General features: G+C 68.7%; 15 protein-coding genes and 4 pseudogenes. 12 read left to right on the top strand and 7 right to left on the bottom strand.

Annotation, left to right across the window (positions count from 1 at the left end):
- Entirely contained in the window at positions 1-792 is a 792-nt protein-coding gene (locus ACRQ5B_RS09215; protein ID WP_432393416.1) for a demethylmenaquinone methyltransferase, read from the bottom strand.
- Between the two features lie 85 nt (positions 793-877).
- Here ACRQ5B_RS09215 and ACRQ5B_RS09210 point away from each other — a divergent pair.
- The 4 genes and pseudogenes from ACRQ5B_RS09210 to ACRQ5B_RS09195 all read left to right on the top strand — a co-directional run bounded on the left by ACRQ5B_RS09210 (position 878) and on the right by ACRQ5B_RS09195 (position 5,220).
- Positions 878-2,196 (top strand): annotated as a pseudogene (locus ACRQ5B_RS09210) (isochorismate synthase).
- Between the two features lie 302 nt (positions 2,197-2,498).
- Positions 2,499-3,455, top strand: a complete 957-nt coding sequence (locus ACRQ5B_RS09205) for an ABC transporter substrate-binding protein (protein ID WP_432393414.1) — start codon at positions 2,499-2,501, stop codon at positions 3,453-3,455.
- Positions 3,456-3,481: 26 nt separating this feature from the next.
- On the top strand, positions 3,482-4,447 hold the full coding sequence (locus ACRQ5B_RS09200) for an amino acid ABC transporter permease (RefSeq protein ID WP_432393413.1): 966 nt from the start codon (positions 3,482-3,484) through the stop codon (positions 4,445-4,447).
- On the top strand, positions 4,444-5,220 hold the full coding sequence (locus ACRQ5B_RS09195) for an amino acid ABC transporter ATP-binding protein (RefSeq protein WP_432393411.1): 777 nt from the start codon (positions 4,444-4,446) through the stop codon (positions 5,218-5,220). Before ACRQ5B_RS09200 ends, ACRQ5B_RS09195 begins: the two co-directional genes overlap by 4 nt.
- Positions 5,221-5,324: 104 nt before the next feature.
- Here the strand turns inward: ACRQ5B_RS09195 and menD are convergent.
- The 4 genes and pseudogenes from menD to ACRQ5B_RS09175 all read right to left on the bottom strand — a co-directional run bounded on the left by menD (position 5,325) and on the right by ACRQ5B_RS09175 (position 11,685).
- Positions 5,325-6,988 (bottom strand): annotated as a pseudogene (gene menD / locus ACRQ5B_RS09190) (2-succinyl-5-enolpyruvyl-6-hydroxy-3-cyclohexene-1-carboxylic-acid synthase).
- 38 nt (positions 6,989-7,026) lie between these two features.
- Entirely contained in the window at positions 7,027-8,772 is a 1,746-nt protein-coding gene (gene argS, locus ACRQ5B_RS09185; protein WP_432393409.1) for an arginine--tRNA ligase, read from the bottom strand.
- A 179-nt stretch (positions 8,773-8,951) separates the two neighbouring features.
- Positions 8,952-11,024: a PhoX family protein gene (locus tag ACRQ5B_RS09180; RefSeq protein WP_432393407.1), complete on the bottom strand. Its 2,073-nt coding sequence runs from the start codon at positions 11,022-11,024 to the stop codon at positions 8,952-8,954.
- 184 nt (positions 11,025-11,208) lie between these two features.
- On the bottom strand, positions 11,209-11,685 hold the full coding sequence (locus tag ACRQ5B_RS09175; RefSeq protein WP_432393405.1) for a MarR family winged helix-turn-helix transcriptional regulator: 477 nt from the start codon (positions 11,683-11,685) through the stop codon (positions 11,209-11,211).
- 294 nt (positions 11,686-11,979) lie between these two features.
- Here ACRQ5B_RS09175 and ACRQ5B_RS09170 point away from each other — a divergent pair, with 294 nt between their 5' ends.
- The 3 genes from ACRQ5B_RS09170 to ACRQ5B_RS09160 all read left to right on the top strand — a co-directional run bounded on the left by ACRQ5B_RS09170 (position 11,980) and on the right by ACRQ5B_RS09160 (position 14,208).
- On the top strand, positions 11,980-12,582 hold the full coding sequence (locus tag ACRQ5B_RS09170) for a hypothetical protein (RefSeq protein ID WP_432393403.1): 603 nt from the start codon (positions 11,980-11,982) through the stop codon (positions 12,580-12,582).
- Between the two features lie 88 nt (positions 12,583-12,670).
- Positions 12,671-13,390 carry a hypothetical protein gene (locus ACRQ5B_RS09165; RefSeq protein ID WP_432393402.1) on the top strand — a complete coding sequence of 240 codons (720 nt, stop codon included), beginning with the start codon at positions 12,671-12,673 and terminating at the stop codon, positions 13,388-13,390.
- A complete protein-coding gene (locus ACRQ5B_RS09160; RefSeq protein ID WP_432393400.1) occupies positions 13,351-14,208 on the top strand; it encodes a LamG-like jellyroll fold domain-containing protein in 858 nt (285 codons plus the stop codon). The genes ACRQ5B_RS09165 and ACRQ5B_RS09160 overlap by 40 nt, the downstream gene beginning before the upstream one ends.
- 26 nt (positions 14,209-14,234) lie before the next feature.
- On the opposite strand, the pseudogene ACRQ5B_RS09155 reads toward ACRQ5B_RS09160, so the two are convergent.
- Positions 14,235-15,255 (bottom strand): annotated as a pseudogene (locus ACRQ5B_RS09155) (o-succinylbenzoate synthase).
- 53 nt (positions 15,256-15,308) lie between these two features.
- On the opposite strand from ACRQ5B_RS09155, the gene ACRQ5B_RS09150 reads away from it, so the two are divergent.
- The 4 genes from ACRQ5B_RS09150 (at position 15,309) to ACRQ5B_RS09135 (ending at position 19,564) form a co-directional block, all read left to right on the top strand.
- Complete coding sequence (locus ACRQ5B_RS09150) at positions 15,309-16,202, top strand: phosphatase PAP2 family protein (protein WP_432393399.1); 894 nt, start codon at positions 15,309-15,311, stop codon at positions 16,200-16,202.
- Positions 16,203-16,694: 492 nt separating this feature from the next.
- Positions 16,695-17,084 carry a hypothetical protein gene (locus tag ACRQ5B_RS09145; RefSeq protein WP_432393397.1) on the top strand — a complete coding sequence of 130 codons (390 nt, stop codon included), beginning with the start codon at positions 16,695-16,697 and terminating at the stop codon, positions 17,082-17,084.
- 170 nt (positions 17,085-17,254) lie between these two features.
- Positions 17,255-18,676, top strand: a complete 1,422-nt coding sequence (locus ACRQ5B_RS09140; RefSeq protein WP_432393395.1) for a glycosyltransferase family 2 protein — start codon at positions 17,255-17,257, stop codon at positions 18,674-18,676.
- 63 nt (positions 18,677-18,739) lie between these two features.
- A complete protein-coding gene (locus ACRQ5B_RS09135; RefSeq protein ID WP_432393394.1) occupies positions 18,740-19,564 on the top strand; it encodes a hypothetical protein in 825 nt (274 codons plus the stop codon).
- Between the two features lie 84 nt (positions 19,565-19,648).
- Here ACRQ5B_RS09135 and ACRQ5B_RS09130 read toward each other — a convergent pair.
- Positions 19,649-20,862, bottom strand: a pseudogene (locus ACRQ5B_RS09130) (MFS transporter).
- Between the two features lie 133 nt (positions 20,863-20,995).
- On the opposite strand from ACRQ5B_RS09130, the gene ACRQ5B_RS09125 reads away from it, so the two are divergent.
- Positions 20,996-22,528 (top strand): S-layer homology domain-containing protein, encoded by a 1,533-nt coding sequence (locus ACRQ5B_RS09125; RefSeq protein ID WP_432393393.1) that lies wholly within the window; start codon positions 20,996-20,998, stop codon positions 22,526-22,528.
- Positions 22,529-22,536 lie beyond the last annotated feature (8 nt).

Genomic DNA, 22,536 nt, shown 5'->3' with positions numbered 1-22,536 from the left:
CTAGCGCCCGGGCCGGGTGATGTTGCGGCGCAGCTTCGCGACCGGGCCGGTGTGGTTGGCCAGGGCCTGCGCGCCGGCGGCCGGGCCCTCCGCGGGACCGGCCGGCTTCTGCGCCCGGTGCACGGCAACGATGCCGCCGCTGAGGTTGCGGTAGCTGACAGACTCCCAGCCGGCTTCCTGCAGCCAGGCCGCCAGGTGATCCTGGTCCGGCCAGGCGCGGATGGATTCGGCGAGGTAGACGTAGGCGTCCGGGTTCGAGGAGACCTTGACGGCGATCGCCGGCAGCGCGCGCATCAGGTACTCGGTGTACATGGTCCGCCAGAGCGGCACCACGGGCTGGGAGAACTCGGCAATGACCAGCCGGCCGCCGGGCTTGGTGACCCGGAGCATCTCGGCGAGGGCCTTCTTGGGCTCGTTGACGTTGCGCAGGCCGAAGGAGATGGTGCTGGCATCGAAGGTGTTATCCGCGAACGGCAGCCGGGTGGCGTCGCCGGCGATGAAGTCGATGTCCGGGCGGCGGCGCTTGCCCACCTTGAGCATGCCCAGGGAGAAGTCGCAGGCGACGACGTCGATCCCGGCGTCCGCGTACGGCTCGCTGGAAGTACCGGTTCCCGCGGCCAGGTCCAGCACCCGCTGGCCGGCCTTGACGTCCATGGCCTCGACGACGATCCGGCGCCAGCGCCGGGTCTGTCCCATCGACAGCACATCGTTGACGACGTCGTATTTAGGCGCGACGTCATCAAACATCGTGGCTACTTCGTCCGGACGCTTATCCAAGGATGCTCGGTTCACCTCGTCATTGTCTCAAAACTTCCACCCTCCCCTAACCGCCGGACCGGGCAGAGGGCGGGACACGCGGGAGTAGTGTTGTCTCATCATGACGAGCGCGCCCGGCACCAGACATATCAGGACCCTGACAGTCCCCCTCGATGCTGATTCGTTCCCCGGGGGCTGCCGTCATTTCTGGTCCGTGACGACGTGCTCTGCTGGACCCGCCGCGAAGCCGGCCTGGTGGGCTTCGGCGAGGTGGACCGGTTCACGGCCACGGGTCCGGAGCGGTTCCTGGAGGCCGACATCTGGTGGCGCCACCTGGTCCTCGAGGCCGACGTCACCGACGCGGTGGAGTGCCCCGGCACCGGCCCGGTGGCCTTCGGCTCCTTTGCCTTCTCCAAGGTTTCCGCGCACGAATCCCGGCTGATCATCCCCGAGGTCGTGGTGGGACTGCGCGACGGGACGGCCTGGCTGACCCAGATCACCGCCGACGACGTCGAACTCACCGAGGCGGGCGCGCGCGCCGCCCTGAACCGCTGGCTGGACACCGCCCCGGAGCGCGCGCCGCAGGGCGACCGTGAGGCCAAGCTCAGCACCGGGGCGCTCAACGAGACGGACTGGATGGCAGCCGTCGCCGCCGGCGTCGCCGAAATCCGCACCGGCGCCCTCGAGAAGCTGGTGCTGGCCCGGGACATCGTGGCCACCCTGCCCGACGGCGTGCACGCCGCCGCCATCCTCCGCGAACTGGCCGTCCGGTACCGCGAGTGCTGGACCTACGGCGTGGACGGGCTGGTGGGATCCACCCCGGAGATGCTGATCCAGGTGGAAGGCCGCACCGCCCAGGCCCGCGTGCTGGCAGGAACCCTGGACCGGCGCGACGCCGACGGCGTCGAGGGCAGCCCGCTGGACTTCGCCGAACGGGTCCTGGCCGGGTCCGAGAAGCAGCGCCACGAGCACGACATCGCCATCGCGTCGCTGACCACCCAGCTGGCGCCGTTCTCCGAGGCGATGAACGCCCACAGCGAGCCCTTCATCCTGGAACTGCCCAACGTCTGGCACCTCGCCTCCGACGTGAAAGCCGAACTGACCGAGGTAGAGGGGCACGTCCCCACCTGCCTGGCGCTGATCAACGCCCTGCACCCCACCGCGGCCGTCTGCGGCACCCCCACCACGGTGGCCGGCGCGCTCATCCGCAAGCTCGAGCACCTGGACCGCGGCCCCTACGCCGGACCGGTGGGCTGGCTGGACGCGGCCGGCAACGGCGAATGGGGCATCGCCTTACGCGGCGCGGTGGTCGAGGGCCCGGACACGGTCCGGCTCTACGCCGGCTGCGGCGTGGTGGAGGGCTCGGTTCCCGAGATGGAGCTGGCCGAGACGTGGGCGAAGTTCCGGCCGATGCTGGAGTCCCTCGGCATCGAAAGCTGAACCCCGGCTCTCCCCGCGCACACCGGCGTGCTCGCTGGCGGCGAAAAGCCGGCACACGGGCGCGCCCCGTCGCCCACGGAACGCCGGCGCATCGCCGTCGTACCCCTGTTACACAAGGCGGCCCGCCGCCGCGACACCGAATCCGGGATTCCAGACATCTCCCCGGCGGTAATGGTTGCAAAAGCGTTCACTATAGTTATCCAATAGTGAAACTTAGTTTTCTGTGACGTACATCTCTTGTTCGGCGATACACTATGAACCGATTTAGTTCCCGGCTCCCCTGCAACAAAAGGTAAGAAAAAATGCAGATCTCCCGTTCGCTCCTGAGCGCCTCCACGCTCAAGGCCGCCACCGTCCTCGCCGTCGGTGCCCTGGCACTGTCCGCCTGCACCAACGCCTCCGAGACCGGGTCCGGCGCCGGCAGCCCCGCAGCCTCCGGCGCGTCGAAAGCCAGCTTCGACCCCACGACGGTGCAGAAGGACGATTCCCTGGCAGCCATGGTCCCCGCGGCCATCAAGTCCAAGGGCACCCTGACCATCGGCGCCGACACCAGCTACGCCCCGGCCGAATTCCTCGGCCCGGACGGCCAGACCCCGGTGGGCTACGACGTCGACATCGCCAAGGCGATCGGCGCGACCCTGGGCCTCAAGGTCCAGGTCCAGACCGCGGAATTCACCGGCATCCTCCCGGCGCTCGGCCCGAAGTACGACCTGGGCATCTCCTCCTTCACCATCAACAAGGAGCGCCTCGGCGCGGTGAACATGGTCAGCTACTTCAACGCCGGCACCGCCTGGGCAGTGAAGAAGGGCAACCCGAAGGGCTTCTCGCTCGATGACGTCTGCGGCAAGGCCATCGGCGTCCAGACCGGCACCGTGCAGGAAGACCCGGACCTCGCCGACCGCAACAAGAAGTGCACCGCCGAGGGCAAGAAGCCGATCGAAATCGTGACGCTGAAGAACCAGACTGACGTCACCACCCGCCTGGTCAACGGCAGCATCGACGCGATGGCCGCCGACTCCCCGATCATCGGCTACGCCCTGACCCAGACCAACGGCCAGCTCGAGAAGCTCGGCGACGTCTACGACGCCGCTCCGCAGGGTATCGCCGTCGCCAAGTCGGACACGGCCCTCGCGGACCTCGTCCAGAAGACCATGACCAAGCTGATCGCTGACGGGTCCTACAAGAAGATCCTCGAGGGCTGGGGCAACGCCGAAGGCGCCATCACCAAGTCCGAGCTCAACCCGGCGGCGTCGTCTTGAGCCTAACCGGCCACTCGGATGCTGCAATGAAGGACCGGAATGACGAAGCACCGGTACTGAACAAATCGGTACCGGTGCGCCACCCCGGCCGCTGGATCAGCGCCATCATCATCGGTGGCGCCCTGATCCTGCTGCTGCAGAGCCTGGTGACCAACCCCAACTTCCGCTGGGACGTCGTCGCCACCTACATCCTGGACGTCAAGGTGGTCCAGGGCGTGGGCTGGACCCTGCTCCTGACCGTCACCTCGATGGTCCTGGCGATCGTCCTGGCCATCCTGCTGGCGGTCATGCGGCAGTCCGACAACCCGGTGCTGCGCTACACCAGCTGGCTCTGGGTCTGGTTCTTCCGCGGCACCCCGGTCTACACCCAGCTGGTGTTCTGGGGCCTGGTCACCGTGCTCTACCCGGCCATCACCCTGGGCATCCCGTTTGGGCCGGAGCTGTTCAGCTACGCGCTCTCGGATCCCAGCAAGGGCCTGATCCCCGCGATCCTGGGCCTGGGCCTGAACGAGTCCGCGTACCTGGCCGAGATCTTCCGGGCCGGCCTGAAGTCCGTGGACCGGGGCCAGACCGAGGCCGCCGAGGCGCTCGGCATGTCCAAGGGCAAGATCATGTGGCGGATCATCCTGCCGCAGGCCATGCGGATCATCGTCCCGCCCACGGGCAACGAGACCATCGGCATGCTCAAGACCACCTCCCTGGTCCTGGCCGTGCCGTTCACCCTGGACCTGACCTTCGCCACCAACGCCCTGGCCAACCGGATCTACCTGCCGATCCCGCTGCTGATCGTCGCGGCGTTCTGGTACCTGCTGGTCACCAGCATCCTGATGGTGGGCCAGCACTACCTTGAGGCGTACTACGGCAAGGGCGTGGACAACCTCGCACCCGCCGCGGTGAACCCCGCCGCCGCCAAGGCTGCCGCCGCCGGTACCCCCGGCGCCGACGCCCAGCGGTCACTGAAAACGGACTTCCCCGAGGAGAGTGCCCGATGACGGCCATCGCCGAGAAGCCACTGGTCGAAATCCAGGGGCTGCACAAGTACTACGGCCACCACCATGTGCTGCGCGGCATCGACCTGACCGTCAACCAGGGCGAAGTCTCCGTGGTGATCGGACCGTCCGGATCCGGCAAGTCCACCATGCTCCGCTGCGTGAACCTGCTGGAAACCATCAGCGCCGGACGGATCTCCGTCGGCGGATCGCTGATCGGCTACCGCGAGGTCAACGGCCGCCTGCACGATTTGAAGACCAAGGAGATCGCCGCCCAGCGCCGCGAGATCGGCATGGTCTTCCAGCGCTTCAACCTGTTCCCGCACAAGACGGCGCTGCAGAACGTGATGGAGGCTCCGGTGCAGGTCAAGGGCCAGCCGAAGGACATCGCCAAGAAGCGGGCGCTGGAGCTGCTGGACCGCGTTGGCCTGGCCGACCGCTCCGGGCACTACCCCTCGCAGCTCTCCGGCGGCCAGCAGCAGCGCGTGGCGATCGCCCGTGCGCTGGCCATGGATCCGGAACTGATGCTCTTCGACGAGCCCACCTCGGCGCTCGACCCCGAGCTGGTAGGCGACGTGCTGAACGTGATGAAGGACCTCGCCAAGTCCGGCATGACCATGATCGTGGTGACCCACGAGATCGGTTTCGCCCGGGAGGTCGGTGACCGGCTGACGTTCATGGACGGCGGCGTCGTCGTCGAATCCGGCGACCCGCGCGAGGTGCTGTCCAACCCGCAGCACGCGCGCACCAAGGAGTTCCTGAGCCGGGTGCTCTAGGGCCCCGCCGCGATTCCGCGCCGAAAAGGACAGCCGCTCCGTGGATCCACGGAGCGGCTGTCCTTTTCGTTGCGTAAATCATCTGTCGTAGCGGAAGTGCGGAGCTACCCGCCGAGGGTGCCGGCGACGGCGGCGGCCACCGCGGTGCGGATGCTGCCGTGCAGGGCCCGCAGGCGCCGCCGGTCGGTCCGGACCTCGATGATGCTGCGAACCTCCACCGGTTCGGCCAGCGCCGCGGCGAGCTCCGCCGTCGTGGTCACGGCCCGGTGCGGCACGCCGTAGGCCGTGGCGAGGGCGGACAGGTCCACGGTGTGCGGGGTGCCAAAGAGGCGTTCGACGGCGGTGCCGTAGCGGCCGGACTGGGCGATCCCGCCGTGTTCCAGCAACCCGAAGATCGCCCCGCCCGCGTCGTTGAGGACCACGAGCCGCAGCGCCGGGTCCTTCTCCCCCGCCCCGAGGAACAGTCCCCCGGCGTCGTGCAGGAAGGTCACGTCGCCCAGTAGGACCGTGGTCTCCTGCCGCCCGCCGACGGCGACGCCGGTGGCGGTGGCCAGGGTGCCGTCGATCCCGGCGAGGCCTCGGTTGGCGAAGACCGTGGCCCGCGGTTCCTGCGGCGGGACGCCGGCCAGGTCCACGTCGCGGATGCCGTTGGAGGAGCCCAGCACCAGCTGCCCGGAGGCGTGCTCCCACACCTGGGCGCCGACGGCGGGACCGGTGGCCTCGGCAGTGCCGGCGAGGACGGAGTCCAGGGCGTGCTGCGCGGCGGCACCGGCCAGCACCCAGGCGTCCAGCCAGGCGGCGGGTCCGCGGCCGGCGAACTCGGCCAGGTCCGCGAGGGTTTCCAACGGCAGCTCGGTCCGGCGGCCGGGTTCGTACCAGGCCACCGGCACCGGCTGGTAGAGGGCGGAGGGGACGTCGGCGCGGGCCAGCAACGCGGAGACCGGCCGGGACAGGGTGGGCCGGCCGAAGAGGACCACCCGTTCGATGGGCTGGGCCGCGTCCGGACCAAAGTGCTCCAGCAGTAGCCGGTAGGGGCCAACGGCGTTGGGACCGAACCGGGCATTGGAGGACGGTTCGGCCAGCAGCGGCAGTCCGTGGGCCCGGGCGAACGCCTCGGCGACGGGGCCGGCGTCGTGCCCGGCGAGGACCACGGTGCGCCGCTCCGGCAGGGCGGCGTCGGCGGCGGGGAAGTCCAGCGCGAGCGGGGTCCGCGGGGCGTGGTGGACCCGGCGGGCGGCGGGGTCACCCATGCTTTCCCCTCGGCGGGGACCAGCGGGTCCCGGAAGGCCAGGTTCAGCTGCACAGGGCCGGGCGGGATGTCCTCGAAGGCTCCGGTGGCGGCGCTGAGCGCGGTCTCCACCGCGCGGACGGGGTTGTCCCCGGCGGCCACGTCCACGGCGAAGCGGACGTGCTCGCCGAACAGGTCCGGCTGGATGGTGGTCTGGTTCGCGCCGGTGCCGCGCAGTTCGTCGGGCCGGTCGGCGGAGAGGACCACCAGCGGCACGGCGGCGTGGTTGGCCTCCATGACGGCCGGCAGCAGGTTGCCGACGGCGGTCCCGGAGGTGGTGAGGACGGCGGCGGGGGCGCCGGTGGCGAGGGCCAGGCCCAGGGCGGTGAAGCCTGCGTCGCGTTCGTCGATCCGGACCAGCAGCTCCACCCGGCCGGCGGTGTCCGCTTCGGCCAGCGCATACGCCATGGGCGCGGACCGGGAGCCGGGGGCGACGACGACGTAGCGGACGCCGGCCCCGAGCAGGGCGGCCACGGCCATCCGGGCGCTCTCGACGGCGCCCAGTCCCCCGCCCTGGCTCACATGTTCTCCGGCGTCTCGATGCCCAGCAGGTCCAGGCCCGCGCTCAGCCGGCGCAGCACCAGCCCGCAGAGGGCCAGCCGGGATTCCCGGACAGTGTCTTCGGCTTTCAGCACCGGGCACTGGTCGTAGAAGGAGGTGAAGAGCTGCGCGAGCTCGAACAGGTAGGCGCAGAGCCGGTGTGGTTCGAGCATCTCGGCGACCTTCCGCAGGGTGGCGTCGTACTCGAGCAGGTGCAGGGCCAAGGCGCGTTCGGCGGGCTCGACGATGGCGATGGTGGCCGCCGGGGCGGTCCCGGCCGCGGCCTCGTGCTGTTCCAGTGCCCCGGCCTTGCGGAGGATGGAGCGGATCCGGGCGGCCGCGTACTGGACGTAGGGGCCGGTGTTCCCGCTGAGGGCCAGCATCCGGTCGAAGTCGAAGACGTACTCGGTGTCGTGGCCGGTGGAGAGGTCGGCGTACTTGACCGCCCCAATCCCCACCTGGCGTGCGGTGACGGCGCGCTCCTCATCGCTGAGCTCGGGCCGGTTGGCGTCGATGACGGCGCGGGCCCGGTCCACGGCCTCCTGCAGCAGCGCCATCAGCTTGACCGGGTTGCCGGCGCGGGATTTGAGGATCTTGCCGTCCTCGCCCAGGACGTTGCCGATCTGGACGTGGGTGGCCTCGACGGTGTCCGGCAGCCAGCCGGCGTCGCGGGCGGTGGCCATGACCATGCGCAGGTGCACGTTCTGCGGCGCGCCAACGACGTACAGCACCCGGTCCGCCCGCAGCTCGCGGACCCGGTAGCGAATGGTGGCCAGGTCAGTGGTGCCGTAACCGTAGCCGCCGTCGGACTTGCGGATAATCAGCGGCAGCGGATCGCCCTCGCGGCCGGTGAAGCCGGCCGGGAAGGTGCAGAGCGCACCCTCGCTGATCCGGGCGATCCCGCGTTCCTCGAGTTCCTGGCACAACTGTGCCAGATGGGCGTCGTAGGAGCTTTCGCCGGCGATGTGGGCGTCGGTGAGGCTGATGCCCAGCATGGCGTAGATGGCGTTGAAGTAGCGCTTGGACTGGGCCACGAGGCGTTCCCAGACGGCGAAGGTTTCCGGGTCCCCGCCTTGCAGGGCCACCACGCGCAGGCGGGCGCGGGTGGCGAAGCCGTCCGGTTCCTCGGTGGAGGCGTCGAACTTGGCGCGGGCGGCCTGGTAGAAGGCGCTGGGGTCATCGACCAGCAGGGCGGCCTCGGGGGAATCCTCGCCCACCTCCAGCCAGTGTTCGATCAGCATGCCGAACGGGGTGCCCCAGTCGCCGATGTGGTTCTGCCGGATCACGGTGTGGCCGAGGGCCTCCATGACCCGGACCAGGCTGTCGCCCACCACGGTGGTGCGGAGGTGGCCGACGTGCATTTCCTTGGCGACGTTCGGGGAGGAGTAGTCGACGACGACGCGGTGCAGCGGGCCGTGCCCGTCGCCCCCGGCGGCCTGCGCGGTGGGGGCGTTGAGCAGTTCCTCGATCCAGGTGCCGTCGAAGGTGAGGTTGATGAAGCCGGGGCCGGAGATCTCGACCAAGCTGCAGACCCCGTCCAGGTCCAGCGCGTCGACGATCCGGGCGGCGGCGTCCCGCGGCGGCAGTCCGACCTTGCGGGCCAGGGCCAGGGCGGCGTTGATCTGGATGTCCGCGAACTGCGAGGGGCGGATCACCGGGTCCGTTCCGCGGAACTCGTCGCCGAATGCGGTGGCAATCGCTGCCTGGACTCTGGGGACAACCATTTCGGCCGGATTATTCACACTGTTCAAATTATCAGTTCCGCCCCGCTCCCCGGCCCTGCCGAGCGCGCCTACGGAGCGCGCCCGCAGGGCCGAGCCGCTGAGCGCGCCCACCGGGTGCGCGCCCGGAGCGCCCGCAGGGCCGGCCCGATGAGCCGGCCCCGCAGGCGCGGTATGGACGGCTAGTTGCCGCCGCGGAGGACCTGGACCACCGACGGGCGGGGAATCCGGGCCTGGCCGGGCTTCGGCGCCGCGCCGGCCGGCACGTAGTCGGGGAAGGCGGAGTGCTGGTCCGCGAAGGTGCCCTCCTCGCCCGGGTGCTGGACGGCAACGAAGACGCGGCGTTCGTCGTCGTGGATGACCGGCCCGCAGGTCTCCGCGTCCCGCGGCACCGCGAGGAACTGCTCCACCCGGCCGCGCTCGGGGCCGTCGAGGGTGACCTTGAACAGGCCGTCGGCGTAGCCGGTGCTGGAGGGGGCGCCGTCGGTGGAGATCCACAGGTTGCCCACCGAGTCGAAGGCCACGTTATCCGGGCAGGAGATCGGTGAGACCTGGCTGGCCGGGAAGCCGGCGAAGTACGCGGACGGGTTCCTGGCGGGATCGCCGCAGACCATCAGCAGGTTCCACGTGAAGGAGGTCGAGGCCTGGTCCCCGGTCTCGGAGATCTCGACAATGTGCCCGTCCCGGTTGATGGCGCGGGGGTTGACCTCGGTGGGGCCTTCCTTGCCGGCCTTTCCGCGGTCCGTGTTGTTCGTGCAGACCACGTAGACCTTGCCCGTGTGCAGGCTGGGCTGGACATCCTCGCAGCGGTCCATCTTGGTGGGCCCGACCTTGTCCGCGGCGAGCCGGGTGTAGACGAGGACCTCTTCCACGCTCATGCCGGGGACCTTGGACTGGCCGCCCACCACCAGCGGCAGCCAGTCACCGGCACCGTCGAAGGCGCCGTCGGCCGGCAGGGCCCCGGAGCCGTCGATCTCCGCCGCGGGCGAATCTCCGGAGAACCGGGCAACGTAGAGGTCGCCTTCGGTGAGCAGGGTCATGTTGTGCGCCCGGTCGCCCTCCCGGTAAGTGTCCCGGGAGACGAACTTGTACAGGTAGTCGAAGCGTTCGTCGTCGCCCATGTAGGCGACCACGTGGCCCGAGGCGGCGACGATAACGTTGGCCCCTTCGTGCTTGAAGCGGCCCATCGCGGAGTGCTTGCGCGGCGTCGATGTCGGGTCCAGCGGGTCCACCTCGACGATCCAGCCGAAGCGGTTGGCTTCGTTCTCGAACCCGGGGTTGCGGGTGTCGAAGCGCGGGTCATCGAGCTCCCACTGGCGGGCCGTGGGCTTGTTGGTCAGGCCGTAGCGCTTGTCCGCCGCGGACGTTCCCGCGGCGACGAAGTAGCCGTTGAAGTTCTCCTCGCCGGAGAGGATGGTCCCCCACGGGGTGGTGCCACCGGAGCAGTTGCCCACGGTTCCCCTGATGGTCCGCCCGGCGGGATCCGCGGCGGTGCGGACCAGGGCGGAGCCGGCGGCGGGTCCGGTCAATGCGTACGCCGTGTCGGTCAGGAAGCGGCGGTTCCGGGGCGCACCCTTGACGTAGGTCCACGGTTTCGTAGTGTTCTGGCGCTCGAGTTCGACGACGGTGAGGCCGTGCGCGGCGCGGCCGATCGCGCGGGCCTCGGCGGGGTCGAAACCGGCGGGGAGCATGATGTTTTCGTTGGTGTACTCGTGGTTGGTGAAGAGCACGGCCCGGCGGTTCTTGGCGTCGATGGGCAGGATGTCCGTGTAGTCGTTGTTGTAGCCGAACTGGCGGGCCTGGGCCGCGGCGCTTTGGCGGTCCACGTCGAAGTCCGGTGCATCGGCGAAGAGCGGATCACCCCACCGGATCACCGGCTGCCAGGTGAACCCGGCGGGGACGGTGAGGGCATCGACGGCGGCGTCCACCGGAGAGATCGCGGTGAACTGCAGTTTCGAGGGGCCGAAGCCTGCCTTCGCGGCGCCGGCGAGTCCGGCACCCTTGCCCTCCGTCCCGGTGGTGGCGGCGTTGCCGAAGACGACGGCGAGCGCACCGGCGGCGCCGAGTCCGAGCGCGGAGCGGCGGGACAGGGTGGCGGAGGCGATGTCGCGGAAGTAGGCGTTGGAGCTGGTGTTGCAGACTTCACCGGAGCACGCGTTGTCGCACTTCAGGGCGCAGGTGACGGGGCTTCGCTTGCCCTTGGTGTGGCCGAGCATCGGCAGCAGCGGGAAGGGGCGTCCGGGACGTTCAGGCATGGCGGACCTTTCGAGAGGGTGGGGTGCGGTACCGCCCACCCTGTCACCGGGACGCAACGCCCCGGCGGCCCGGCAGTGAAGTTCCGGTGAACTTCCTCAATGATTGCTGGGAGCCTACCGGGTGCGGGCCAGCTCCCCGTACACCCGGCGGAGGCGGTCCAGCCACCAGTCGCGGCGCCCGCGGCTAGGAGTCGGGCGTGCTCGCGGCGGCCAGGAGCCGTTGTCCGATGCCCTCGAGGAAGCCGGCCACGTCGGTGATGCTCTCCTGGGACGCGCCTTCCAATACGGCGGCGGCGGCCTCGGCAAAGTGCTCAGTGGCCCACTGCATGGCGTGGGTCCCGGCGGGGCTGAGGTGGAGAAAGACGCTGCGGCGGTCCGCCGGGTTGGGCTTGCGGATCATGAAACCCTTGGACTCAAGGCGGTCCACCATGGCCGTCACAGATCCGGTGGTGATGTTGAGTAACTGCCCGAGCGCCTTCGGCGTCATTCCGTCCACTTCGCCCACGAACGCCATGGCGTTGATGTCGATGGTCCCGATGTCCAGCTTCTCGGCCAGCCGGATTCGGAGCGCGTAGGTGCCGACGTCGACGCGACGCAAACCCTGCGTGATGCGCTGCAGCGCCTCCTTATCCCCCAAGGGTCCTTCCGCTTGGCCTGGCATGTCTAGCTCCTTGTAACCGCGCCCGCCTTTTGCGGGCACCTCATCATAAGCTCCCCGCCCTCATCACGCCCCGCCCTGACCTCCGGCGAAGCCTTTAGGAGTTACTTTATTATCAAGCTATGTCCTCTTAAGGCTCTAAAACAAGGGATTTCCGGACCCTAAAAATAGAAAGAAAGCCTGTTTGCTTGAATTTCAAGACAAATCTGTGTAGTTTTGCTTTTGCGGGGTCCGCTCAGGGGCCCCGCGCAGGTCTCAAAAGGGGCGGGGGCCCCACACACTCGCTAGGAGCATGACATGGCAAAGGTCTCAGCACGCACTGCCCGTTGGGCTAAATGGGCAGCGGTTCCGGCTGCGCTCCTGGTAAGCGGCGTGGCCGTCTCCCAGGCCTCGTATTCCGCGTTCAGCGCGACCACGCAGAGCTCGTCCAACAACTGGCAGGCCGGCACGGTCGCTCTCGACAACACCGACAAGTCCGCCTCGGCGACTTTCGCCGCTACCAATATGAAACCGGGCGACGTCGGAGCCAAATGCATCACCGTCACCTCCACCGGTTCCCTCGCCTCCGCGGTGAAGCTCTATGCCTCCGCTCCCGCTTCGTCCAGCAAAGCACTAGCTGACAACATCGACCTAAGTATCGTCGAGGGCACCGGCGGAGATGCTGCCTGCAAAAACTTCACCCCGGTTTCCCCGTCCAAGCCCTCCTACACAGGGACTCTGGCGTCATTTGGCACTACGGCCAGCAACTTCGCAACTGGTGTCGGCAGCTGGACCCCGACGGGCGCCTCGGCCGAAACCCGGACCTACAAGATCACCTATGGGCTGAAGTCCGACGCTCCAAGCACGACTATGGGCGGCACTGCTTCCCTGACCCTCACCTGGGAAGCCCAGAACAGCTAAGCCGATGCCCGGACCGAGCCGACAGCCCGCGACGTCCGGGCTTCGTACTGCCCGGACCCGCCGCGCTGCCGCCGCTCCGTCGTCGGAGATGACCGACAGCGGGGAGATCGTCCCGGAGGTCGCGGGTACCCGGCTCATCGTCAGCATCGCGGCCCGGGCGGTTCTCTTCGCCCTGCTCGGAATGCTCATGTGGGCCGTGCTGCCGCTGGCGATCGGTTGGCAGACCACCACCGTCATGACCGGTTCCATGGAGCCCAGGATTTCTGCCGGTGACGTGATCATCTCCCGGCCCGTTCCGCCTGGCGCCGCCGGCCTGGGCCATGTGCTGCTGGTCGACGATCCGGACCACGCCGGCAGGCTGCGGCTGCACCGCTACGTGGACAACGCCCCGGACGGCGCGCTGATCCTCCGAGGCGACGCGAACCCCGCCAATGACTCCTCCCCCGTCTCCCCCGCCGCCGTCCACGGCGTCGCCGTGCTCCGGGTTCCCTACGTGGGGCTCCCGGTGGTGTGGCTGGCCGAGAAGAACTGGACGGCCTTGGGCTCCGTAGCGGCCGGCGCCTTGCTGCTCACGGTGGCCGCCGCGGCTGGTTCGGGCGCGTTCCCGGACGACCGGCCGGCACCAAAGGCATCCGGTTCCTCCGACAAGGTCGGGGGACCCCGGAACGACGCCACACCCACACTCCCAGTCTCCGCCGGGCTGGCCGCCGAGCCACACGACGGACCGCCCGACGGCGGGCCGAGTCACCGCGCCGCAGCACCCACAGCGTGCGTGCCCTGCTGGTCCTGGCGTCCCTGCCGGTCCTGATCGCCCCCGAGCTCCTCTTGGCGACGCCGGCGCACGCGGCCTTCTCCGCGGTGGCCGCTCCCGGTACCGGTTCCTTCGCGGCCGCGGAAAACTACGACTGCCTGGACCCGACCGTGGGATTCGGGCCAACCCTGTTCTACCCTTTCAACGAGGCAGCGGGCGCCACCGCCGTCGACTTCTCCGGCAACCGCCGCAACGGCGTCCTGGGAGCGGGGGCGGCACGCGTCGTCGGATCCTGCGCTCCCGGCGACAGCCCGGCCCTGGACCTCAGCAGCCCCGGCGCCATGGTCGGTACCCCCCAGATCGTCGACGCCCCCACGACGTTCAGCCTCGCGGTCTGGTTCAGGGCCGTACCGGGCGCAACCCCGGGCGGACGGCTCCTGGGTTTCGGCGACGCCCAAACCGGCGCCTCCGCCCAGTCGGACCGTCACCTCTACATGACCAACACCGGCGGCATCGGTTTGGGCGTCATCACCCGGAACGGCCAGAGCGATCAGTACAAGGCGGAGAGCGTCGTCGCCGCAGGCCCCTTCAACGACGGCCGCTGGCACCTGGCCGTGGGCACTCTTGACCCCGTGCAGGGTGCTGCGCTGTACGTGGACGGGGTGCTGATGATGTCCGGCAAGAACATCGTTGCGGAGCGCCCGTACAAAGGCTTTTGGCGGGTGGGATACGACAGCATGGACGTCAACACCAAGAAGGACTGGCCGGGAGCACCCACTGACGTATCGTTCCGCGGCGCCGTGGACAACGCGGCCGTGTATGCCGCGGTCCTGTCGCCCGCGCAGGTTCAGTCCCTCTACACCGGCGGCCGCTGACACCCGGGCAGCCGGTCGCCTGGCGCTCAGGCGTTCAAGTAGCCGTAGACGCGGCGAAGGCGGTCCAGCCACCAGTCGCGGCGTTCCGGGGACGCGGCATGCTCCTCCAGGAGGGCCGGGTCCGCGCCCACGTCGCGGAGGGCGATCCCGCCGTCGTTAGGCACCAGGGAGTCCGTCGTGACGTCCGCGGCCAGCAGCGAGACGGTGCCCAGGCCGCAGGCGTAAGGCAGCTCCGGGAGGCTGGCAGCGAGCGCCAGCCCCGCGCGGATTCCCACGGAGGTGTCCAGGGCGGAGCTCACGACGGCGGGAAGCCCGGCGGCGGCGACGATCTCCAGGGCGCGGCGCACTCCCCGAGCGGGGCCACCTTCACCACGATCAGGTCCGCGGCGCCGGCCCGGGCCACCTTGAGCGGGTCCTCTTCCTTGCGGACACTCTCGTCGGCGGCGATCAGCACCGGCACGCCCGCCGCTCGGAGCCGGCGTCGCACCTCGGCGAGTCCGGCGATGCTGGGGACGGGCTGCTCGGCGTATTCGAGCCCGACGTCGGAGAGCCGGGTCAGGGCGGCCACCGCGGAGTCGACGTCCCAGCCGCCGTTGGCGTCGACCCGGACGGCGGCGTCCGGCAGGGCGGCGCGCACCGCGGCCAACCGGGCGGCGTCGTCCTCAAGCGTCTGCCCGGCTTCAGCGACCTTGATCTTGACGGCGTCCACGCGGCCGAAGCGGGCCAGGATCTCCGGGACCCGCTCCGCCGGGATGGCAGGAACCGTGGCGTTGACGGGGATGCTGGAACGCAGCGGCTCCGGGAAGCCGTGCCAGCCGGCTTCGAGGGCGGAGGCGAGCCAGCGGGACGACTCGGCGTCGCCGTACTCCGGGAAGGGGAGAACTCGGCCCAGCCGCCAGGTCCCTTAAGCAACAGGGCTTCCCGGGTGGTGATACCCCGGAACTTCACCCGCATGGGCAGGCTGACCACCCGGGCCACGGCGAGAAGCTCGTCGATCCCGCCGGGGTTGAGCGGACTGGGGGCAGGGGCCGGGAGGCTGGTGGGCATGGCTGTACTCTACCGGCGGCCCAGCGGACGCAAAGGGTTCTGTGGGAACCTGTATGACGATGAGTTTCCGGTACAAAAGCTTCAACAACGCGCTGACTGCAGCCCTTTTTGCTGTCGGCACGGTCGGCTGTGCGGTGGCCCTGGCGCTGACGTACCTGTTCTTCGTGCGCACCACTACGGGGCAGTTCATCGACGAATCGGCACTCGTGGAGGCGGTGCAGCTGTATGGCAGCGCGGGAAAGGCCTCCACACAGTTCCTGGATTGGCTGCCCGCTCTCTCCCTGCTGATCGCCACCGTCGTCGTGCTGGTGGTGACCGTGGTGAAGCGGCGCTGGGCGGCGGCGGGAATCGCCGTCGCCGCAGCGGTGGGCTCCAACCTGGCCACCCAGTTGATCAAGAACCTTGTCCCGGACCGCCCGTACCGCGGCATCGAGACGCTGGAGATGAATTCGCTGCCCTCCGGCCACACCACGCTGGCCGCCTCCGCCGCGGCGGCGGTTTTCCTGATGTCCTCGCCGCGCTGGCGGCCGCTCGCGGGTTTCCTCGGTGGCACCTTCGCCGTCGCCACCGGGGTCTCGACACTGATCAACCAGTGGCACCGGCCAGCCGACGTGGTGGCAGCTTTCCTGGTGGTGGGTATGTTTACGCTGCCGGCCGGCTGGCTGGTGATGCAGACTGGTCAGCACTGGAACGGGTGGGAAGGGTACAACCGGCACTGGGCCTCGATCCGGCTCTGGGTGGCCCTGCCCGTGCTCGCAGGCCTGGCCTCGGCGGCGGTGGCGGCCTACTCCCTGCTGAAGATTGCCCCCGGGCCCGGCCAGGAGGGCAGCACCACCAATTACTTTTGGGCGGGAACGGCGCTGATCGTCATCGCCGGCTACCTCGCCACGGTGGCCGGCGTGTGGCTGTTCGGCCACGCCGCTTTGCGCCTTCGCCCGCAACGCTGAGACGACGGCGGGTGCCGCACACCCAAGTAGCTCGCAGCTGAGGCCGTTATGGGCGCTCAAAACGGCCTCACCTGCCAGTCAGTTGGGGCGCCGGGGGTGCCTTCATTCCCGGCGGACACGGTGTGAATCAGCATGTTCTTTCCAGTGGGATTCACGCGCGCTTTACGGATGTGAAAGTACTTGGGATGTAGTACTCCCTTAGCTATTGGCGTGGCCGCGCCAAAACCACGTGTCGACTATCGCTTCGCTGAGTACAGCGCCCCGCCATAGGCCCCGGTGGCAGGTGTCGCCGCAGGTCAGGGCCGAATCCTGCACGCAGAAAGACGGGTAGCCGCCACCCGTGCCCCGGGTCCGTCCGGCGCCTAGATTTTTGTCCATGGGAAACGCCACCACGCCGGCAGGCACGCCGCACACCGAGACAGCGGCCACGGCTCCATACCTGCCAACGGACATTTCGGCTCTCGCCCACCCCCACCGAGAGCTGAGCTGACCATGGCCCAGGAACCGGCCGGCGGCCGGAAGGCGTACCGGGAAGCCGTCAGCATGGAGGTCCCGGAGCTGGTCCAGGCACTCTGCGAGCTGCTGGGAATGCGGCTGGTCGCCCAGATCGGCGCGGTTAAGGAAACCCGCGCCGTCCGGCAGTGGATCAGCCACGAACGCTCGCCGTCCGCACCGACCGTCCGGCGTCTTCGCGATACGTACCAGATCGCCCGAACCCTTTCCCAGGCCTGTAGCCAGGAGGTTGTCCAGGCCTGGTTCAACGCCATGAATCCGCTGCTGGGCGACTTCTCGCCGGCCCGGCTGCTGCGCGAGGGCGAGGGCGATGAGGCACCCCTGCGGGTGCTTGCCGCCGCCCGGGACTTCGCGTCCGGCTCCGGCTGAGCACATGCCCGGCACCCCCGGGCGCCCGGCTGAGCATCGCCGAAGCACCCGGCTAAGCGCCCGGCTCAGCGCCGTCGTCCCCTCCCCCACCCAGACCAGCACCGCCCGCACACTTTGCGGACCCGCCAGCAGGCGGGCCCGCCGACGCCCTATGCCGCCAGGAGGCAGCCTTGACCGAACTGCTCGAATCCCCCACCGGAAATCCGTACCTGACCGTCGCACCCCGCCGCACCCCTGAGGGAACCGCCCGGGCCACGATCGCCTGCGTGATTCCCGCCTACAACGAAGAGGACAGCATTGTGGAGGTCCTGCAGGCCCTGCTGCGGCAGAGCCGGCTCCCGGACGTCATCCACGTGGTCATCAACAACACCGACGACGACACGTTCTACCTGGCCCGGGAGTTCGCCGGGCCGCACGAACACACCTACCAGGACATCACCTACCGCACCGAGGTGTTCGTTCACGACATCGGCATCAACAAGGACAAGAAGGTCGGGGCCCTGAATTACGGCTTCGCCCAGGTCTGCGACGACTACGACTACTTCCTGGGCGTCGACGGCGACACGGTGGTGGACAAGACGGCCGTGGAGCTCCTCGAGGCGGAGATCATCAGCGACCCGCGTATCGGCGGTATCTCGGCCATCTACACGGTGTCCGAGGCCGCCGCGGAGGGCTTCACCGCCAAGTTCCTCACCGCAGGCCAGCGGGCGCAGTTCGCGGCCTTCAACATGGACAACCTGTTGCACGGCCGCAACATGGCGGTGCTCGGCGGGCAGTGCTCCATCCTGTCCATGGAGGCGCTCAAGAACGTCATGGTGGACAACCGCCAGGCGACACCGTGGGTCAAGGACTCGGAGGTGGAGGACTCGCTGCTCTCGCTGCAGATCAAGAGCCTGGGCTATGCCACAAAAATCTCGGCCAACGCCCGCGCCTCGGTGGGCGGCATGTCCACCATGCGTGCGCTGGACGGCCAGCAGGTGAAATGGAACTACGGCGCCATCGACCTGATGTGGCCCGGCCAGCGAAGCAACACCGCAGGCCAGCCGTTCCACCCGAACCTGCGGCTGCGCTGGAGCGAGAACATCTCGATGCTGTTCAACATCCTGACCCGGCTCTCCTTCATCATGCTGCTGGCGGCGTCGCTGAGTATCGGCGCCTACGTCTTCTACCCGGTGTGGCTGATCCCCCCGCTGGTGGCCGTGATCCTGAACCTCCGGATCGCCACCTCCATCCGGCGCAAGTCCGGCAAGGACATCGCCTTTGCCCTGCTGGTCATCCCGGCCGAGCTATACCTGTGGCTGCGGATGGGCCACTTCGTCCGGGCCTGGGCCAAGTTCTTCACCAGCACACAGACGGACAACTGGGCCGCCCAGGCCCGTGCCGAACGGGGAGCCGGCAGCGCCCACATCATGCCGGCTGTGGTGTTCGCCATCATCAGCGTGGGCCTGGTCGCGGCCTGGCTGCAGCAGTCCGTGGACGTGCAGTCCGCCATCCTGTCCGTGGGGTGGCCCGTCCTCTACATCACCACCATGGTCCAGACCGCATTCATGCTCCGCAAGGCCCTCCGCCGGCACCGGGGCTTCCAGGTCTGACCCTCTCCGGCACACCCAGCACACCAAGCACACCCCAGAACCTCCGGAAGAACAGGAACCGCCATGACTCCCCTCAACTCCGCTTTCGGCCTGCCGCCGCGGGGCCGCCACGCCCGCCCCACCCGGTGTCCCGCGCAGCAGCGGCGCCGCTACGGTATCGCCCTGATCGCCACGGCCGCAACGCTCTCGCTGGCAGGCTGCGCAATCCCGGGCCTGCCGGGCGCCACCGGAGCCCCCGACATCCAGCGGGTCGCGGCCACCGGGGCGCGGCCGGCGAACACGACGCCCACCGCGGGAGCGTCGGTCTCAGCGTCCGCCTCACCGTCACCAACGGCGGCACCAACAGCTGCGGCAACACCGGCAGCCACGACGACGGCGGCGGGCCCGGGTGCCGCCGTCGTCGCACCTCCCGCAGCGCCGGCCTGGGTCCCCGTAGCCAACGATCTCCGGACCGGGTCGGTGACGCACCGGGTGGATGCCGCGGCGCACACGCTCGTCATCGACTACTGGACCACCGAGGACCCCGCATCCTGGACTCCGGACAGCGCTCCCCTGATCAGGTTGAACGCCCACATCGACGGGCCCGACTACGGCAACGCCATCAAGGTGACCCGGTTCAATGTCCGGGCCGACAGCCTGGCGGCGGTGCTCGCCAACGACGCGGGAGAATTCACCGTTGCGCCGCCGTTCGCCTACTCCTCCGGGGTGGTGGTGCCGCCGAACCCGAAGGCGCACAGCACGCAGCTGCTGTTCACCTTCGACCTGCTCACCGAGACGGCCCCAGGGTCCGGAGTGTTCGCCCGCCAGACGGTCTTGGATACGCTGACCATCGGCTACGCGAAACCCGGATCCGCCGCCGGGGCTTCGGCCACGCCCTCACCCAACTGATTCCACCCCCAACTGACTCGCAGCTGAGGCCGTTATGAACGTTCATAACGGCCTCAGCTGCGAGCCAGTTGGGAGGGCGGCCCTTCAGTAGTTCCGGCGGTGCTTCAGCCGGGGAATGGTGATGGCGAAGACGACGGCGGCGGCGAAGCCCAGCACGCCCGTGGAGGCCACGCCGGCGCCGAGCGAGGCCAGGGCGGTGACGCCGGAAAGCAGCACGGGCCCGCCGGTGGAACCGGCGTCGGCCAGGAACCGCCAGATCCCCAGGAACTGGCCGCGGCCGTTGTCGGGCGAGAAGTCGGCGCCCAGGGTCATGTTCAGCCCGGAACTGATGCCGTTGCCGAAGCCGATCAGCAGCGAGGCCAGCAGCAACCCGACGAACCCGGCGCTCAGCGGGATCAACAGCATCGCCGTGCCCATGATGAGGGTGGACGGGATGGCCACCCACTGCCGGCCCTTGCGGTCCATGAGCTTGCCCGCCGGGTAGAACACCAGCATGTCGATCGCCCCGGAGATGCCGTAGATGAGCGACGCCTGCGTGGCATCGAGGCCCAGGTGCTCGGACCAGAGCGGGATCACCACCTGCCGGGAGGCCCGCAGCGCGCTGAGCAGCAGCACGCCCATGCCCACGCTGAGGAACACCCCGGCGTGGGAGGCCGCGACGCTGCGCATGGTGGCCGCCTGCGCGGGGGCGCCGCCGTCGTCCGCGGCTGGGACTTCGAGGTCGGGAATGGTCAGCGACAGGGCAGCCGCGGCGGCCATGCCGACGACGCCGGCCCAGTACGCGGCGGGGATGCCGCCGAACTGCATGACGGCGGCACCAATGAACGGTCCGATGAAGATGCCGATCCGGTTGACGCCGCCCAGGCTGGACAGGGCGCGGGCGCGGAGGACCACCGGGACGGCCTCGGTGAGGTACTTCTGCCGGGCCAGGCTGAAGACGCTGGCGGCCATGCCGACCACCACCATCGACGCGGCTAGCAGCCAGAGCCCGTGCGGCGCGAACGGGGCCAGGGCCGCCCCGACGAGGGCGACGGCGCTGGCGGCAGCGGCGCCGACGATCGCCCAGCGTTCGCCGAAGCGGAGGGTGATCACGGATGCCGGCAGGTTGAAGAACCAGGAGCCCAGCCCGATCAGCGTGACGATCAGCGCGGCGACGGCCACGGAGGCGCCAAGGTCGCGGGCGGAGAGGGCCACCACCGGCAGGATCGCCCCTCGCCAAAGCTGAACAGCAGGGCCGGCCCGAACGCGGGAACGGCGATGCTGCGGAGGCTGAAGGGGGCGGTTTCTGTGCTGGTCATCCCCTTCATCCTAGGTCCGAGGCGCCGGCCCTAAGGGTGTCCGCTCGTGTCCTTCGAAGCGAACAAAAGCGGATGAGTTAGATTCAGCTTGGTCTATAGCTGGAAAATTTGGGGGTAATTCGTGAATAGGTCCATGGTGTTCAGAATCATCGGAGTCTCACTGGCTTCGTCGGTTCTTCTCTCCGGAGCAATCGTTGCCGGGAACCCGGCGTCGGCGCTTCCGGCCGCAGCAGCAATTGAGACGTTGCCCGTGGTTGCCTATCAGGCCGAGAAGTCGGAGATTCTTGACCGGATCAATGCCTACCGGGTCGAGAATGGTCTCTCCCCTGTTGTCTTGAACCCCGCGCTGGGCACTGTTGCCCAGAACTGGTCAGACAAGATTGCCGCCGCCGGCGCCTTCAAACATAACCCTGACTTTTCTTCCCAGATACCTGTGGGTTGGTCCGCCTGCGCCGAGATTATCGCGGCCGACTCCGAGCCCGAGGCAATGGTGATCGGTTGGCAGAATTCCTCGAGCCATAACGAAATTCTGCGCGATCCAGTGCTCGCGGAAGTCGGCATCGGCTACGCCTATCAAGGTGACCCCAGGGGCGAATATCCGGGCAATTATTTCGCAACTGTGAATTTTGCCAGTTACGCACCGTTGGTCCCCACATACCCCGTACAGGCCGATCCGCCGGTATTCGGAGCTACGACGTACACCATTCCTTCATCCCCGTGGGTCCAGTACTTCGTGGACGGGGCGCCGAAGTCGGCAGGTACCTATGACGCCTCGGGACCAGTGACCATAACGGCGCAGGGTGTGGAAAGAACGGATGCCAACTTCGTTATCACGGGCACTGCCTCGTGGTCCAAAACTTACAACGTAGTCGTGACGCCGCCCGCAGCCATTCCTGTCACGGCGGCGGCGCCCGTGTTCCGCGTCACCAGCTATAACATCCCGGCCGTCCCAGGCGTCCAGTACACGGTCAACGGATCCGTCAAGGAACCGGGCAGCTACTCCGGCGCGGGAACGATCACCGTGACGGCGAAGGGTCTTCCCGGTTACGTGCTGACGGGCACAGCTTCGTGGCAGGGCGAGCTAGTGCTGCTGAGCGACGTCCCGGAGAAATCAGCTTTCCACGCTGAAATATATTGGCTTCTCGAGGCGGGAATCTCGACCGGCTGGGTGGAACCGGACGGAACGACAACATTTCGTCCCCTCCAGCCGGTAAAGAGGGATGCGATGGCTGCGTTCATGTACCGTCTGAGCGGGCGCCCTGATTTCACACCGCCGAGCGTCTCACCCTTCAGCGATATTTCCACCGGATCCCAGTTCTACAAGGAAATCACGTGGTTGGCCAGCAAAGGGATATCAACGGGATGGGAGGAACCCAACCAGACCAAGACCTTCCGGCCCCTCGAACCGGTGAACCGGGACGCCATGGCCGCATTTATGTACCGGCTGGCGAAGAGTCCGGGCTTCACCGCCCCCACTAGCTCTCCATTCAAGGACGTCGGGCAAGGGCAGTTCTACAAGGAGATCACCTGGCTGGCCTCCACCGGAATCACCACCGGGTGGACCGCTCCTGACCAAAGCAAAACCTTTGCGCCCCTCCAGCCTGTGAACCGCGACGCCATGGCGGCATTCATGTCCCGCTTCCACGCGAAATTCCTGTCGAGCTGAGCCCCCCG

The sequence above is a fragment of the Pseudarthrobacter sp. L19 genome (genome assembly GCF_050859435.1).
Taxonomy (GTDB): Bacteria; Actinomycetota; Actinomycetes; order Actinomycetales; family Micrococcaceae; genus Arthrobacter.
Note: the sequence above shows the minus strand (reverse complement) of the source record. Positions and strands in the feature narration are given on the sequence as shown.